The 17122-nt window shown below is 67.7% G+C and carries 6 protein-coding genes; 3 read left to right on the top strand and 3 right to left on the bottom strand.

Annotated features, from left to right (window positions below):
• The first annotated feature begins 6 nt into the window (after nt 1–6).
• From gspF to G5A07_RS04385, 3 genes are all read left to right on the top strand, one after another.
• Nucleotides 7–1206: a type II secretion system inner membrane protein GspF gene (gene gspF / locus G5A07_RS04395; protein ID WP_010485336.1), complete on the top strand. Its 1200-nt coding sequence runs from the start codon at nt 7–9 to the stop codon at nt 1204–1206.
• A gap of 254 nt (nt 1207–1460) precedes the next feature.
• Nucleotides 1461–2651 carry a substrate-binding domain-containing protein gene (locus G5A07_RS04390; protein ID WP_010485337.1) on the top strand — a complete coding sequence of 397 codons (1191 nt, stop codon included), beginning with the start codon at nt 1461–1463 and terminating at the stop codon, nt 2649–2651.
• 204 nt (nt 2652–2855) lie between these two features.
• Entirely contained in the window at nt 2856–15248 is a 12393-nt protein-coding gene (locus tag G5A07_RS04385) for a filamentous haemagglutinin family protein (RefSeq protein ID WP_191862922.1), read from the top strand.
• A 344-nt stretch (nt 15249–15592) separates the two neighbouring features.
• Here the strand turns inward: G5A07_RS04385 and G5A07_RS04380 are convergent, their stop codons facing one another.
• Genes G5A07_RS04380 through gspH form a run of 3 tightly spaced genes read right to left on the bottom strand, consistent with a single transcriptional unit; the run spans nt 15593 to nt 17009 of the window.
• Nucleotides 15593–16207, bottom strand: coding sequence for a prepilin-type N-terminal cleavage/methylation domain-containing protein (locus G5A07_RS04380; protein ID WP_019337766.1), 615 nt, complete (start codon nt 16205–16207; stop codon nt 15593–15595).
• Nucleotides 16204–16566: a type II secretion system minor pseudopilin GspI gene (gene gspI / locus G5A07_RS04375; protein ID WP_010485344.1), complete on the bottom strand. Its 363-nt coding sequence runs from the start codon at nt 16564–16566 to the stop codon at nt 16204–16206. Before gspI ends, G5A07_RS04380 begins: the two co-directional genes overlap by 4 nt.
• Nucleotides 16563–17009: a type II secretion system minor pseudopilin GspH gene (gspH, locus tag G5A07_RS04370; protein ID WP_191862921.1), complete on the bottom strand. Its 447-nt coding sequence runs from the start codon at nt 17007–17009 to the stop codon at nt 16563–16565. Before gspH ends, gspI begins: the two co-directional genes overlap by 4 nt.
• Between the last annotated feature and the right edge of the window lie 113 nt (nt 17010–17122).

The following is a 17122-nucleotide window of genomic DNA, read 5'->3' as shown; positions in this document are numbered from 1 at the left end:
ACGACGATGGCACTGTTCGATTATCAGGCCGCCAACGCGCAGGGCCGCATCGAGAAGGGTCAGCTGGATGCCGACAGCCCGCGCGGTGCGCGCCAGCTGTTGCGCGGGCGTGGGCTGACGCCTGTGCAGGTCAGCGCGGCGCGCAGTGCCGGCAGTGGCTGGGGCGCTCGGCGGCTGTCCGCCAGCGAGCTGGCCTGGGCCACGCGCCAGCTGGCCAGTCTGCTGGCCGCCAGCCTGCCGTTGGAAGGCGCATTGAGTGCGGTGATCGAGCAGGCCGAGCGCCCGCACGTGGCCCAGGCACTCACCGCGGTACGCGCCGACGTGCGTGCCGGCCAGCGCCTGACCGTGGCATTGACCGCGCGGCCGCGCGATTTCCCACCGATTTATCGGGCACTGGTGGGGGCAGGTGAAGACTCCGGCGACCTGGCGCGAGTGATGGAGCGCTTGGCCGACTACATCGAAGAACGCAACGCGCTGCAGGCCAAGGTGCTGACCGCCTTCATCTACCCGGCGGCGATCAGCCTGGTATCGGTGGCGATCGTGATTTTCCTGCTCAGCTACGTGGTGCCGCAGGTGGTGACTGCGTTCGTGCAGGCGCGGCAGACGCTGCCGATGCTGACCCAGGTGATGCTGGCGGCCAGCGCCTTCGTGCGCAGCTGGGGCGTGTGGGTGGGTCTCGGCATCGCTGCGCTGGTGGTGGCCTGGCGGTTGGCCCTGCGCAGGCCCGAGTTGCGCCTGCGCTGGGACGCGATGCTGCTGCGGCTGCCGATGATCGGGCGCTTCGTGCTGGGGGTGAACAGTGCGCGCTTTGCTTCGACGCTGGCGATCCTGCTGGATGCGGGCGTGCCGCTGCTGCGCGCGTTGGAGGCCGCGCGGCAGACCCTGGGCAACGCGTTGCTGGCGCGTTGCGCCGACGACGTGTCCGCGCGCGTACGCGAAGGCGCTGCGTTGGGTTCTGCATTGAAAGTACAGAAGGTGTATCCGCCGATCCTGGTGCATCTGGTGGCCAGTGGCGAGAAGACCGGTTCGCTGGCGCCGCTGCTGGATCGCGCTGCGCAGACGATCTCGCGGGAGATCGAGCGTCGCGCGATGGCGCTGACCGCGCTGCTGGAGCCGACCATGATCCTGGTGATGGGGGGCGTGGTGCTGACGATCGTGCTGGCGGTGCTGATGCCGATCATGGAAATGAACCAGTTGGTGCAGTGATGCGCAACGCGCAACACGGGTAGCGCCGGGCCATGCCCGGCGAGCGCGCAGCACGGCGTGCCTTCGATTCTCCACACAATCCTCCACACCTTTTTCCGATCTTCCACAGGTTTCTTAAGCGGCCTGTCATCGGCGCGGACCAGCATGGACACGTCGCCGCAGAGTGGGCTGGGAGGCCCTCGGCGGCAGCAGGCGTGTAGTGACCGTTCCTCCCTTGGTGTTTCCCTTCGCAGTAAACCCTTCAGGAGAAGATCATGAACAAGTACAAGACCCTGGCCGCGCTGGTTGCCACCGCGCTGCTGGCCACTGCCGGTGCCGCTTCGGCCCAGACCGCCGTCACCGGCGGCGGCGCCTCGCTGCCGGCCGACCTCTACAAGGGTTCGGCTGACAGCATCCTGCCGGCCAACTTCAGCTACGCCGTGACCGGCTCGGGTACCGGCAAGAAGGCCTTCCTGGAAAACAACTCGGCGCTGTTCTCCACCACCGGTACCGTGCACTTCGCCGGTAGCGATTCGGTGCTGAGCAGCACCGAGCTGAACACCTACAACAGCACCTACAACGTGTCCGGCGATGCCAACCGCTACGGCGCCCTGGTGCAGATCCCGTCGGTAGCCACCTCGGTCACGATTCCGTTCAACAAGGCCGGTTCGGCCGTTGACCTGTCGGTGACCCAGATCTGCGGCATCTTCTCCGGCAAGATCACCAGCTGGTCGAGCATCGACAGCGCCCGCAGCGGTGCCATCCAGGTGGTCTACCGTGGCGAGAGCAGCGGTACCACCGAGCTGCTGGCCCGCTTCCTGACCAGCGCCTGCAAGCCGGCCGACGTCTCCGGTACCGCGCTGAAGCTGACCAATGGCGTGCCGGCTTTCTCGGTGCAGTCGACCTTCGCCAACCTGTTCACCACGGTTCCGTCGAACTTCGTCGCTGCCCCGGCCACCGGCGGCACCTCGGTGTACAACGCCGTGTACGCTGCCGATGGCCGCATCGGCTACGTCGGCCCGGACGTGATCCCGAGCCTGACCGACGCCACCAAGGTCGCCAAGGTCAAGGGTTTCTCGCCGGACGAAGTGAGCGTGCAGGCGACCTTGGAAACCGTCGCTCCGCCGACCGATGCCGCCGCTGAGAACCCGGCCAACTGGGTGCCGGTGTTCGGCAACCCGAACGCGGGCTACCCGATCGCGGGCTACACCAACTTCGTGTTCGGCCAGTGCTACAAGAACGGCACCGTGGGCGCCAACATCCGCGGCTTCCTGACCCGCCACTACGGCAGCACGGTGATCAACGGCGTGGAGCAGGGCCCGAACGACGCCGCCATCCGCGCGCACAAGTTCATCCCGCTGACCAAGGCTTGGCGTGATGCGATCCGCACCCGCTTTGCGACCGCCACCAACGCCGGGGCCGTGAACAACCCCAGCACCTGCTCGGGCATCGGCCGTCCGCTGTAACTGCGATTGCTTTGGTAGTTGCAGGAAACGTACAAGGGCGCCGGCAGCAATGCCGGCGCCTTCTGCGTATGTCCGCTGCATGACAGTGATGCGCCTGTCGCCTTCACGCCGCCGCCACCGTCTATGAGGTGCAGGGCGTGCCTGGTGCAGGCCCATCCGTACACGCCGCCGCCAGCGCGGCCCATCAGGTTGACGAGGTCCCCGATGTCGCACCCGCATTCGCCCACCGCCCGTTTCCCTGCTGCCCTGTGGCGCAGCCACCCGATGGCCTGGGCCGTCGCAGTGGCCCTGGGCAGCGTGGTGGCTCCGGCCACTCAGGCCCAACAGGCGTTCAGCCCCGGCTGGTTCGCCGAGCGCGGTGCGGCGCAGGGCGCGGCCGCACAGAGCGGGCGCATGCCCAATGGTGTGCCGATCCAGTTCCAGCTACCCGCGCAGCAGCAGGATGCGGCACGGCAGAAGCTGCAGCAGTCGATCGACAACCTTGGTACGGCCGCGCAGGCCATCGCCCTGCAGCAGCGCCTGCAGGAACAGGCACGGCAGGCGCGCCGCGAGGCGGGATTCGTAGTGGCCGATGGCCTGGGCAAGGATGGCCTGAAGGTTGACGAGAATCCGTTGACGCGTGGCTGGATCAATGCGCGCGACGCGATCCAGTCGCAGGCGGCCGACGGGCGGGTGCTGGTCAACATCGAGCAGACCGCCGACCAGGCGATCCTGAACTGGGAAACCTTCAACATTGGTGGCAACACCACACTGAATTTCCTGCAGAACCCCGACTGGGCCGTGTTGAACCGGGTCAATGATCCCGCCGCAAGGCCCAGCCAGATCCTTGGCCAGCTGAAGGCCAATGGCACGGTGTTCGTGGCCAACCGCAACGGTGTGGTGTTCGGCAACAACAGCCAGGTCAATGTCCGCAATCTGGTGGCAGCGGCCGCACGCATCAGCGATGCGCAGTTCCGCGAGCAGGGCCTGTACAGTGCCGACGCGAACACCTCGGCGCTGACCGACGCCGTGGGCAAGGTCATGGTCGAACGCGGTGCGCGCATCACCACGCACGAACCGACCACGGCTACACGGGGCGGCGGTTATGTGATGCTGGCTGGCCACAGCGTGGAAAACGCGGGCCAGATTGAAACCCGCAAGGGACAGACCCAGCTGGCCGCCGGTGACAGTTTCGTGATCCGTCGCGGCGTGGGAACCGCCCAGAACACCGCGTCCACCACCCGCGGCAATGAGATTGCCCCGCGCTTCGTCGCTGACAGCACGGCGGGCAGTGTTCGCAACAGTGGTCTGATCCAGGCGCGCGAAGGCGATGTCACGCTGGCCGGCCGCACCGTCGAGCAGGCCGGCGTTGCGGTTGCGACCACCACGTTGAACCAGCGCGGTACGGTGCACCTGTTGAACTCGGCGTCCGATGCGGCCGGCAGCGTGACCCTGGCCGCCGGCTCGACCACGGCAGTACTGCTGGAAGACGATGGCAAGAGCACGGCGCTGGACAGCCAGCGCAACGCGCTCATCAAGGAATCGGCCGAGCAGGACAAGCTGCGCGGTTCCAGCAACAGTGGCACCTTCGACAATCTCTCGCGCCTGCAGGACCGCCGTGAGCAATCCCGCATCGAAGTCGTCTCCGGCGGCGATGTGAACTTCCAGGCCGGTTCGCTGGCGGTGGCCACCGGCGGCCAGGTGATCGCCGACGCCAGCCGGCGCAGCTATCTGGATGATGGCGCGCGCGTGGACGTCTCCGGTGCGGTGGGTGTGCAGGTGGCGATGGAAAGCAACAACGTCAAGGTGAAGGTGCAGGGCAATGAGTTGCGCGATTCGCCGGACAACCGTGACAGCGGCAAGCTGATCAGCAGCGAGGTGTGGATCGACCGCCGCCAGTTGACCGAAGTTGCCGCCGGTACCGGCGGTTATGAAGGCACGCGCTGGTATGCCGGCGGCGGCCTGCTGGAAGTGGGTGGCTACCTGGACAATCAGGGGCATTCGATCAGCGAATGGGCGGCGCAGGGCGGCACCGTCCAGCTGGCAGGCAAGGAAGTGGTCAGCCACGCCGGTTCGCGCATCAATCTGGCCGGTGGCAGCCTGGATGTGCAGTCCGGCGTGGTGCAGCAGAGCTGGCTGCGTGGCCGCGACGGGCAGTTGTACCGGCTTGATGATGCACCGGCCGAGATGCTGTACGACGGTCTGTACCAGGGCTATGAAGTGAAGCAGGAGCGGTGGGGGGTGACCGAATCGTTCCGCAATCCGCTGGTGGCACCCACCCAGCGTTTCGACAATGGCTATACCGTGGGACGCGATGCTGGCCGCCTGTTGATCTCGGCGCCCACGGCCGTTCTGCAGGGCCAGGTGGATACGGTGGCCTTCCAGGGCGCACAGCAGACGCGCCGGCCCGATCAGGAGCAGGAGGGCTACGCGCAGGCACAGACGGCGGCGGCCCGCAACGCCCAGCTCTGGCTCGGGCGTTTCGACAACAGCGGGCGCAGCGCGGTGTTCGACTCGAATGTCCGCATTGGAGCGCTCCAGGCCGACACCCGGCCGTGGACGCTGCAGGCGCCAGTCGGGGAAGCACAGCGCAATACCGTGTGGCTGGACAGTGAGGTGCTGAGCGCCCAGCGATGGGGGCAGGTGGACCTCGCATCGGCCGGTCGTATCGACCTCGACGGCACGCTCAGGTTGCAGGAGGGCGGCCGGCTTGGACTCACCGCAAGCCGCGTCAACTTTGGTGGAACGGTGCAGATTGCCGGCGGGCAGGTGGAAGCCGGAAATCTGCTTGCGGCGCTTGGCGGGCCCACGGCATTGCTGACGTCCGGACGTGGTGCGGTGGATGTTGCGGCCGGCGCACGGATCGATCTTGGCGGCGGTTGGGGCAACGCGCTTGCTGCGCCGGATGGCGGTCCCGCACAGGCGTGGATCGACGGCGGACAGGTGCGCTTCAACAGCAGCCACGACATCCATGTGGGCGAGCGGGCCGCGATTCTGGTCGATGCCGGCGGCGCGATCGATGCCAGTGGCAAGGGGCGCGTAGGCAAGGGTGGCAGTGCCAGCCTGCTCGCGGCCAGCACCGAGGTTGGCACTGACGGCAGCGGACGGATCCGTATCGGCGAGGACGCACGCTTCAGCGCGCTCGGCAACGGCAGCGGCAACTTCACGTTGGCAACCGGCGGTGTGGTGTCCATCGGCGCGCCTGGCACGGATGCATCGGCGGCGTCGTTGCGATTGCAGCCAGCACTGTTCAGGAGTGGCTTCGCCGGCTATGACATCGCCGGTCACAACGGCTTGACGGTTGAAGAGGGTACCCAGCTGCAGGTCGAACGACCGGCGCTGCGCCTGGCCGAGGGCGCACAGCAGGCACTGGCCCGCGAGCAGGGCGTTCAGGCCTGGACGCCGTCGCTGTATGAGGCGGATCCGGCCAGCGGGCGTGTATCGCAGCGCGGCGGCGCGAGCTTGGCACTGCGCGCAGGGCATCTGCTGTCCACGGCCGATCTGCGCGTTGGCAAGGGTGCAAGGATCGAGGTCGATGCCGGCCAGTCGATCGAACTGTTCAGCGCCGGCAACCTGGACGTGGCTGGCGGTCTGAAGGCGGCCGGCGGCCGCATCCGCCTGGATGAGGCATTCGATCCGTCGGGCGTACGCGGCGATGCACGCCGCGAGCGCCAGTGGACAATCGCTGAAGGCGCACTGCTTGACGTGAGTGGCGATAGCGTTTCCCTGCCCGACGCGCGCCGGACATTGCGCGGACAGGTGCGCAAGGGTGGAACGATCGAGATCGGGGGGGCGCTGGACTGGGAAGACCAGGACAACGTACGCCACCTGCCGCCCGATACCTTCGTGGTGGTGGAGCGCGGTGCGCGGCTGGACGCGTCCGGTGCTTCGGCGCTGCTGGACATTGATGGCAGCGGGCGCACCCGGGTGGACAGCGATGGCGGCAGCATCGTGCTGCGCGCGGGCAATGCGCTGTACCTGCAGGGCGAACTGGACGCAGCAGCGGGCGGCGACGGCGCGCGCGGCGGCACCCTCGGTGTTGCCTTTGGGGGCGGCACCTACGGCAGAACGGCATTGGGCAAGGACGTGCTGGCGCCGCGGGTGATCTCGCTGACCCAGCACGCCGCGCAGACGGCGGACCTGCCTGCACGCCTTGAGTACGGCCATGCGGCACTGTCGGTGGAGCAGATCGAGGCCGGTGGTTTCGATCATCTGGCCCTGTTCGGCGACTTCCGCGCCCAGGGAGATGTCAATCTGCGCATGGACCAGAGCCTGCGCATCCATGGCATGAATGAGCGCGCCCTGGGGTTTGCGGAAGGCAACAGCGAGGGCAGCCGCCTGTTGCTGAGCGCGCCCTACGTGCGCCTTGCGCAGGGACGCTGGTGGCAGCCGGCGGGGGAGGGCACGCTGCGGCCGGTCGAGGCGCGGTTCGACGAAGGGAAGCAACATCGTTTCGATGTGAAGGCGAACCTGATCGACCTGCGCGACGTTAGCTGGCTGGCGGGCTTCGACCATGTCAACCTGGACAGCCGTGGCGACATCCGCCTGCTGGCACCGGGAGCCAGCAGCGCCCAGGAAACTTCGTTGTCGTCCCCGGGTTCGATCGATATCAGTGCAGCCCGTCTGTACCCGGCGGCCCGGGCGCGCGGGCGCATCGTCGCTGGCGTTGCGGACATCGGTCCGTCGGGACAGCCTGCCTGGCAGAACCCGGAAGCTGTATTGCGCATCCACGGCGTTGGCAGTGCCACGCAACCGGCACCGGATTCGGCATTCGGCCGCCTGGAACTGGTCGCGGCGACGGTGGTGCAGGGCGGCAACGTGCAGGCGCCGTGGGGCCGCGTCCAACTGGGTGGCGGTGAAAGAAACACCAATCGCGCCAGCCGCGTCGACCTGCTGGGTGGCAGCGTGACCTCGATCAGTGGCGCCGGCCTGGCGCTTCCGTTTGGCGGTACCGTGGACGGTGTGACATGGCGCCGGAACGGCGCCGAGTTCGATGTGCTGGTTCCTGGATCGATCGATGCCCCGATCGGTGTGGATATCGTCGCCAACGCCTTCAACGGTGCCGCAGGCAGCATCGTGGATGTCTCCGGCGGAGGTGAGTTGACCGGCGCTGCGTTCGTCGCCGGGCGCGGTGGCTCGGTCGATGTCCTGCGGCATTCGTTGGCGGATGCCAATCCACGCTATGGCTTCAGTCGCGCGGGCAATGCGGTCTACGCAATCGTGCCGGGCCGAGCGGACGTGCAGGCACCGCTGGCGACCGGTGACGGCAGCGTCGATCCCCGTGTCGGCCAGGAGATCGTCATTCCGGACGGCGTGCCTGGACTCCCGGCGGGAACCTACACGTTGCTGCCGGCGAACTACGCATTGCAGAAGGGCGCATTCCGCGTCGAGATCGGCGCCGAGAGCGCGATGGGCAACGTCTCGCCGGTGGCGACCGGCACCGGCTCCTGGCGCATCAGCGGGCACCGCGCGCAGGGCCTGGGCGGGGCGGTGTCGCCGTTGCTCACCGACCTGGTGCTGACACCAGCGGAGGCGGTTCGCCGCCACGCCGGCTACAACGAAACCTCCTACAACGCGTTCGTGCACGGCGTGGCCGAGCGGCGTGGCGAAGCGCTGCGCTGGCGGACGGTGGATGCCGGGAGCCTCAACCTGGTGTTCGGTGAAGGCGCAGGACGGTCGGGTACCCCGGCGGCAACCTTCCTCGGCCTGTCCCGCTTTGGCGCCGGCAGCAGTGACGGGCTCGGCGGCACGCTCTCGGTCAATCTGCGTGTCTCCAATGGTGCAACGCTGGAGATCGCCAGCGAGGGCGCCGATGCCGCCAGCGGGCGCGGCGCTACCGTCTCCGATACCACGCTCAATGCATTCCGTCCGGTAACGATGCTGATCGGCGGCACGCTGCGGCGCGATGCAACCACCTATGCGCTGGAGGGCGGCGCACAGCACATCGTGGTGCGCAACGGCGTCAACCTGACGGCGCAGGAAGTGCTGCTGTCGGCCGCGTTCGGAGGCAGGGGTATCCTGGTCGAGCAGGGCGTTTCGATCGACACCCTGTCCCAGTCGGGCCCGTCGAGCGTGGCGCAGCCCACGGCGCCCTACCTGGTCGCGGGCGGCCTGCTTGCCGTGTCCAACCAGCGCCTGACGGCGCTCAGTGCACAGGGCGGAAGTGCCGGCGGGCCGGTAGCGATCGACATCGGCGGTTGCGAGGCGGACTGCAGTGGGCAGACCCGCTTGCTGTCGGCGGGCAGCATCAACGTGGTCACCGACGGCGCCTTGAACATGGGTGACTCGCTGAGCTATGGCACGCGCCAGCTCGGCCTGGGCATGTCCGCACTCAACCTGGGCAGCACCGAGGCCATTGCGATGGCGTCGGCGGCCGGCGGCCTGCCCACGGGCATGACCATGAACCAGGAGGTGCTGCAGCGGTTGCTGCGCGGAAACACCGCCATCGGCGCTCCCGCACTGGAGGCGCTCAGCCTGACCGCGCGTGATGCCATCAACGTGTTCGGCAGTGTCGACCTGGATACGCGCGATGGCGCGACCGGTCGCAGCAGCCTGCGCAATCTGGTGCTGGGTGCGCCGGCCATCCACGGCTATGCTGCCGCCACCGACCGCGCGCGCATCTTCGCCGACACGCTGGTCTGGGATGGGACATTGGCCGGCACCGACCTGCCCGGCGGCGAGCTGGCACAACCGCCCGGCGAGGCGATGGTGGGCCGGCTCGGCCAAGGGCAGCTGGAGATCAATACACGGGTGCTGGAACTGGGGCGTGCGCCGTTCACCCGCCCCAACTCGTCTGTGGCGGCCGGTCGCCAGGTGCTCGGCTTTGCCGGCGTTACCCTGGCAGCGTCGGACCGCATGCTGTTCTCGGGCAAGGGCAGCCTGGACGTCTTCCAGCGCCAGGGCGACTACGTGGCAGGCAGCGGCTGGCAGTTCAGCGGCGGCGCGCTGGATATCGTCACCCCGCTGCTTACGGGTAACGCGGGTGCGCAGCTGGCCATCCGCAATGGCGGTACGGTGCAGCTGCGCGGCGCCGCGGCGACCGCGGGCAGCGATGCGTTGGGTGCGGAGTTGTCCATCACGGCCGAACGCGTTGTGATCGACAGCAGGCTGGCGCTGGCGTCCGGCAGGTTTGAGGCCAACGCACGCCAGGGCGTGGTGCTTGGCAGCAATGCAGTGCTGGACATGGCAGGGCGCAAGGTCAGCCTGTTCGACGTGGACAAGTACAGCTGGGGCGGTGACGTGGCGCTGTCGAGCCGCGAAGGTGACATCGTTGCCGACGCGGCGTCGCGGATCGATCTTTCCGCCCGCAACAACCGCGGCGGCCGCTTGACCGTTGCTGCGCTGGGCCCGCAGGGCGGCCGTGTCGATCTGGCAGGTTCGTTGCTTGGCGGTGCCAGCGGCCGCTACGACGCCGGTGGCACCGAAGTGCCCTATGACGGTGGCGAAGTGGTGGTGCGCGCACGCCAGTTGCAGGACTTCTCCGGGCTCAATACACGGCTTACCGCCGATGGTATTACCGGTGGCCGGACCTTCCAGTTGAGCGAAGGCGACCTGGTGATCGGCGATGAGGTGAAGGCCCGCAACGTTGATATCAGCGTCGATGGCGGCAGCCTGCAGGTCAATGGCCGCATTGATGCCAGTGGCGAACAGGTCGGCAGCATCCGCCTGTCCGCCCGCGACGTGCTGCGTATCGATGGCACGTTGGACGCGCATGGCAGCGCCTTGCGCGTGGACAGCTACGGCAAGATCATCGACAGCCCGAACCGGGCCATGATCGAACTGACCTCGGCCAACGGCAGCCTGCAGCTGGGTGCGGCTGCCTCGATGGACCTGCGCGCCGGCACGTCGGTGGCCACCGGTAGCGGGCCGGGCCAGAACGACGGCCGCGCACGCGGCAGCGTCAAGCTCAACGTGCCCCGCGTGGGCAGCAACGATGCAGCGATCGAGGTGGCCAGCGGCATCCACATCGCCGGTGCCGGCGATGTGCAGGTCAACGCCTTCCGCAGCTATGATTCGGCGCCTTTGGCCAGCGCTCCGGACGTGCATGGCCATCGTCCGCAGGTGATCAACCAGCAATGGTTGGATACGGTGGTGGATCCGGACAACAGCCAATGGATGAACGCCGCGCTGGCCAATACCGGATTGCAGCAGCGCATCTCCGCACTGGGCAGCTATCGCCTGCGCCCCGGTGTGCAGATCATGGCGCGAACCAGCAGTGACAACCCGCGCGGTGATCTGGTCGTGGCCGGTGATATCGATCTGTCCGGCTACCGCTACGGACCGCAGTCGAACCGGGCCGATCCTGCGCGCCGTGGCTTCGGTGAGTCGGCCGCGCTGGTACTGCGTGCCGAGGGCGACGTCAATGTCTACGGCAGCATCAACGATGGGTTCGCGCCACCGCCTGCCAATCCCGATGAAGACGGCTGGGTGTTGCTGGAAGGACGCAGTACGGGTTCACCGAACACCGCGTTTGGCGGTGACCTGATCGTGCCGGGCGAGGGTGTCCAGCTCCAGGGCGGCACCGAGTTCCGCGCCGGTGCCACGCTGAATTATGCGCTGCCCTTCGAGGCGGTAACCCTGCCGGCCGGAACCGTGCTACCGGCGGAGATGGTGTTGTCCGGGCCGCTGCTGCTGCCGGCCGGTACCGTGCTGGGCGCGGTAGTGACCACAGACAGCGGACAGGTGATGGTGGCCGGCACCGTGCTGGCACAGGCGCTGGCGTTGCAGTCCGGTGCCCGACTGGGTGCCGGTTTCCGCCTGCGCACGCCGGCGCCGTTGGCCGCACAGGTGTGGCCGGCCGGCGTCGCCCTGCCCATGGCGATGAAGCTTTCAGGCGCGCTGAACCTGCATGCCGGTGCGATCATCCCGTCGATGACCAAGGTGGAGCTGCCAGGCGATGCACCGGTGAAGCTGCGGGCGGCCGATGCCAGCGGACGCCAGGGCCGCAACTGGGCGCTGGCGGCCATGCTGCCCGAAGGCACCACCTCGTGGGACCTGACCGCGGTGGCCGGTGCTGATACGACCGCCGCCGATCCGCGTACCCGGCGCTGGGGGAGTGACGGCAGCATCGTGCTGGCCGACAGCCACTACAGCACCATCGGTACGGTGACCACGACGACGGAATGGAAGGGCGACCGCGTGATCACCGTGGATGGCTCGCTGGATCTATGGGGCGATGAGTCGTGGGTCGGAAAACCCGTAGCGGATCTCGCTCGGGAGCTTGGCATGACCGAGAGCGATGTCTGTGATTCCGGACCCTACTGCGGTCCGGCCCCGCGCCTGGTCGACAAGGAAGGCTCGCTGGCATGGTGGGGCGATGAATCGTGGGTCGGCCGCCCGGCTACGGAGCTCGGGGCCGAGATGGGCATGTCGGAGGAAGAAATCTGCGCGGCGATGGGCTACTGCTATGGCGGCGGCACGTTGACTGAAGTCACGACCTATGGCAAGCGCCTGGGTGCACCGGCCTGGAGCGTCCTGCGCACCGGCAAGGGTGACCTGGCGCTGCTGGCCGCGCAGGATGTGCGCATGAAGTCCGGTTTCGGTGTGTACACCGCAGGTGCGCCGACGGCGCTGGGTGATGGCCGTGACACGCAGTTCACCCCGGGGCGGGCCCCAGTGCCCAGGAACACCGCGCTGCTGGGCCCGGTCCAGGCGTCCGGCCGCTACGATGCCGCCATCGCCACTTACCAGGCGTGGTATCCCGACCAGGGTGGCAATCTGCACGTGCAAGCGGGCCGCGATATCACCGGTGATACCTGGAGCGCGCGCGCAGAGGCGGGCACGCCGCAGCGCGACCAGGCCGGGCATTCCAGCGCCGCGGTGGGCAACTGGTTGTGGCGCCAGGGATCGGGCACGACTGCTGGTGTAGTGCAGAGCGCAACCAGCTGGTGGATCAATTTCGGTACCTACAGCACGGTGGGCCCTGAGCTGGATGCGACGCCTCGCCTGGTCGGCTTTACCGGTTTCGGCACGCTGGGCGGCGGTAATCTGTCCTTGGAAGCAGGCCGCCACTCGGGCGTGATCGCGCCGATGGGCAATGCTCTGGGATTGTTGACGGCGCCCCATTCCAGCGCGATCGTCGCGGCGGTCGGGTCGACCGGACGGGTCAGCAACGGTGAATTGCATCTGACGGGGGGCGGAGACCTGACGCTGCGAAGCGGCGGAGCGGTCAACCCCGGCCTGCGCGCAAGCGCGCAGCAGCCCGAAGGTTTCCAGCAGGATCTGGATCTCAACGGCACCGTGACCAATCTACGCGGCAGCACGCTGCTGCAGGCGGCGCGCATCGGCGGTCTCAGCGCGATACAAAGCAGCTACGGCACGTTGGGCCTGCACAATCCGTTCGTGGCCGACGCACCCGTTGCGATGGCCGGGCCGGTGCTGGCGCTGGGCGATTCCACCGCCCAGGTGCAGGCGCGCGGCGATGTGGTACTGGGTAGTGCCGCCGATCCCGGCCGGGTTCCCGTGGCCAATTTCAACGATATCCTGCTGGAAGGGGGCGGTCACGCGTCGGGCACAAGCTGGTTCTCGCTGTGGACGCCGCGCACCGCGCTCGACCTGTTCTCCGCAGGCGGAAATCTTTCGCCGGGCCTGGTTGGCACGCAGCACACGACCGGCAGCAACCAGGGTAGGGAGGTGATCAGGATCAACCCCAGCAATGGCGATGCCTATCTCAACTACTGGTTGTATCCCTCCCGGTTCACGGCCATCGCGGCCTCCGGGAACATCAATCTCGCCAGTCTGCGCAGTGGCAGCGTGCCCGATGCCCAGGACGTCATCGTGCTGGCGCCCTCGGCGTCGGGTCGGCTGGAGGTATTGGCGGGAGGATCGATCCTGGCTACCGACCGGGCCACTCAGATTGTGCGCTCAAGCAGTGATGCCCGTGTCCCCGGCCCATTCAATCCCGGCTTCATCGCGCAAGGCCCCGGAAACGCGGGAACCGTGCGCAGCAATGTACCCGCGGACGGGAACGGCGCCAGTCCTGGCACTACGCTGCCGTACTTTGCCTTCGGTCCCAATACCGCGCTCGGCGTGCTGTTGCCAACCACACCGACCGTGGCCAGCCGGTTCTATGCAGTGGCCGGCGATATCATCGGGCTGGGAAGCGGCGACAGGCGGCAACTGTCGCGCAATGCCGAGAACGGCGCGCGTACCGTATTCGACTGGTACGAAGCGGGCTCGGCGGTACAGCTGCGCGCCGGTCGCGATGTGATCGGCGCGGATGTCACCGCGCTCAACACCAGCGGTACCGATATCAGCGGGATCGAAGCGGGCCGGGACATCATCCGCAGCAACCTGACGGTTGCCGGCCCCGGCAACGTCGAAGTGAGTGCGGGCCGGCAGCTGCGCCAGGAAGAGGCCGGAAGCATCGTGAGCCTGGGCGGCGTCGTGCAAGGCGATGCCCGTCCCGGCGCCAGCATCGCAGTGACTGCCGGCAACCAGGGCATTGATTTCGATGCACTGCGCACGCACTACCTGGATCCGGCCAACCTCGCCGATTCCTCGCAGTCGTTGGCTGCGCAGCCGGGCAAGGCGGTGAAGATCTACGACAAGGAGTTGAGGGAGTGGCTGCAGCAGCGCTTCGGTCTGGCGGTTGATGGCGCCGAGGCCCTGGCAGCATTCGACCGACTGCCGAAGGAACAGCAGCGCATCTTCCTGCGCCAGGTCTACTACGCCGAACTGCGTGAAGGTGGCCGCGAGTACACCGATGCCGAAGGTCCGCGTTTCGGTTCTTACCTGCGCGGCCGCGAGGCCATCGCCACGCTGATGCCGGACAAGGATGCGACGGGGGCGACGATCCAGCGCACCGGCGACATCCTGATGTACGGAGGCTCCGGCGTGCGTACCGAAGCCGGCGGCAACATCGAGCTGATGGCGCCGGGCGGACAGATCGTGGTGGGTGTGCAGGGCGTGGTGCCGCCGGCCAGTGCCGGGCTGGTGACCCAGGGGCAGGGTGACATCCGTCTGTTCAGCCAGGACAGCGTTCTGCTGGGGCTGTCTCGGGTGATGACAACGTTCGGCGGAGACATCCTGGCCTGGTCGGAGCAGGGTGACATCAACGCCGGTCGTGGTTCGCAGACCACGTTGTTGTACACGCCACCGCGTCGCGTCTATGACGGCTGGGGCAACGTGATCCTGTCGCCGCAGGCCCCGGCCAGTGGTGCAGGTATCGCAACGTTGAACCCCATTGCCGAAGTACGACCGGGCGACGTCGACCTGATCGCGCCGCTGGGCACCATCGATGCGGGCGAGGCTGGCATCCGCGTCTCGGGCAACATCAACCTGGCCGCGCTGCAGGTGCTCAATGCCGCCAACATCCAGGTACAGGGTGAAAGCAAGGGCCTGCCCGTGCTGGCCACGGTGAACGTCAACGCGCTGGCCTCGGCCAGTGCAGCAGCCAACAGCGCCAGCCAAGCGGCACAGGATGTGATGCGCAAGAGCCAGGATGATGCGCGGCGCAACCAGCCTTCGGTGATCAGTGTGCAGATCCTCGGCTTCGGCAGCGGCACCAGCAGCATCAACCCGCCGGCGCGTGGCAATACTGCCAACGCTGGCTATGACGCCAACAGTGCCTTCCAGTTCCCGCAGGCAAGTCGCGACGAGGGCACGCAGCGCCGGTAGGCCTCTTGCAAGCGTGCCGACCAACGGTCGGCACCAAGGTAGATCCACGCCTTGCGTGGATGCGATCGGGCCGGAAGAACGGACAGCATCGGGCCAGCCGCCACGGAGCGGTGGCGGCCCCAGCCAGGACGGCACGGAGGGCAGGGAGCGGCCATCAGCGGTGAGGACCACCGACACAACGCCGCCGGGTGCAGGAGAGTGCCCGGCGGCAGGCGGGGGGATCCATGCAATGCGCGGATTCCGGAGCCAACAACAATGCCGACCAACGGTCGGCACCCACCAAGGCACGGTCGGCACCCACCGTAGATCCACGCCGTGCGTGGATGCCTTGCCTGGGAAGAATCCTAAAGCTCCAGCACCCGCCGGTAACTCAGCGGCCCACGCCCATCGCGCAGGCCCAACCGCAGTTCAAGTCCGGTGGCCGGCATTACCTCGCCTTCGCTCGGCAACACGGCCCATCCCGTTCCTGGCTGCCAGGCCCGCACCTCGAACCGCTGTACCTCGCGCGCCACGGCAATGCCCTTCGACAGATCCGGCGCCGGCAGGGGATACCGATCCGTCGCTGCGCCGCTGGCCCGCCAAAGCGTACTTCCCTGCCGCCACCAGCGCACCCGCTGCCAGCGCAGCCCATCGCTGCCGACACTGCGGGTGATCTCCAGCGCGAAGCTCCCATCCGGATGCCGCTCGCTCACCAGCGAAGGCGGCAGCAGCCGCTGCGGTTGATCGGCCGGCCGCACTGCACCATTCATCAACGCATCGTCTGCGCGCATTTCGATATCACGCTGGAACTGCTGCAGCACGCGCAGCGCCGTCGTGGTCTCGGCATCGGCCTGGCGCAGGCGCTGGTCGCTGTTGGCCACGCTGTCGAGCGCCCGCCAGCAGATCAGTGCCAGTACGCCCATGATGGTGATCGCAATCATCACCTCGATCAGGGTGAAGCCGCGGACGGCGCGCCTCATTGCGCCGCCGTCCATGGCAACTGCATCCGCGCCAGCGACTGCCGAGGAGCGTCCTCGGCAACCACACTCAGTTCCACCTGCGGCTGGCCATCGTTGCCCGTGCCCAGATGCTGAAGCACCAGGAAGCTGCTGCGCCCCTGCACACAGCGTTGCCGGGCATCCTGCGGTGCCTGTCCGCTCAGGCGCAGTTCCTGCCAGCGATCCTGCGCACACAACAGTGCCAGGCGACGATCACGCAGCCGTGACTGATCGTCGGTCGCCACTGCCACCGAGCGCATCACCGCCGCCAGTGCAATCGATACGATCGCCAATGCGATCAGCACTTCGATCAGGGTGAATCCGCGCGCCGCCTGCTTCATTGCACGACCTGCAACTGTCCGCTGCCATCATCACGAAGGCGCAGTTTGCGACCCTCCAGCGACAATCCAAGCTCCCAGGCGACACCGATCCACTCCGGGCTCAGCTCAATGGGGTTGGCGGGCTGCACCGCAATGCCCGTTGCCTGCCACTTCTGCGGACGCAGCAGATCATCGTGTTCAACGGTCACCCAACCGCTGCCTTCGCGGCGGCTGAAACGATAGCCGTTGGCGTCGGCCTCCCAACGCAGGGGGCGGCCATCGATGCGCGCCTCATCGCGCGCCACCTGCAGGCGCTGCGCCAACCGCTCGGCTTCCTGCCGCAGCTGCCGGCCCGGGTCGAGCAGGCTGCCCAGGCCCAGCCCGATTCCGGCCGTGCAGATGCCGATGATCACCAGCACCACCATCAGTTCCAGCAGGGTGAAACCACGCGGCACGCGCTGCATCGACGTTGCCTCCTGTCCGGGTCGATACCTGCCAGCGTAGGCCGGCATGATGAAACAAAAGCGTCAGCCACAGCTGCTAGCGTGGGCGGACACGAACGTGGCGGTGGTGCGGA

The organism is Stenotrophomonas sp. AS012628 (assembly GCF_010608305.1).
Taxonomy (GTDB): domain Bacteria; phylum Pseudomonadota; class Gammaproteobacteria; order Xanthomonadales; family Xanthomonadaceae; genus Stenotrophomonas; species Stenotrophomonas geniculata.
Note: the sequence above shows the minus strand (reverse complement) of the source record. Positions and strands in the feature narration are given on the sequence as shown.

Bases quoted from the DNA above. Each gene is read 5' to 3' on its own strand.
- G5A07_RS04380 (WP_019337766.1), bottom strand. From the start codon at position 16,207: ATGAGGCGCGCCGTCCGCGGCTTCACCCTGATCGAGGTGATGATTGCG.
- G5A07_RS04385 (WP_191862922.1), top strand. From the start codon at position 2,856: ATGTCGCACCCGCATTCGCCCACCGCCCGTTTCCCTGCTGCCCTGTGG.
- gspI (WP_010485344.1), bottom strand. From the start codon at position 16,566: ATGAAGCAGGCGGCGCGCGGATTCACCCTGATCGAAGTGCTGATCGCA.
- gspF (WP_010485336.1), top strand. From the start codon at position 7: ATGGCACTGTTCGATTATCAGGCCGCCAACGCGCAGGGCCGCATCGAG.
- gspH (WP_191862921.1), bottom strand. From the start codon at position 17,009: ATGCAGCGCGTGCCGCGTGGTTTCACCCTGCTGGAACTGATGGTGGTG.
- G5A07_RS04390 (WP_010485337.1), top strand. From the start codon at position 1,461: ATGAACAAGTACAAGACCCTGGCCGCGCTGGTTGCCACCGCGCTGCTG.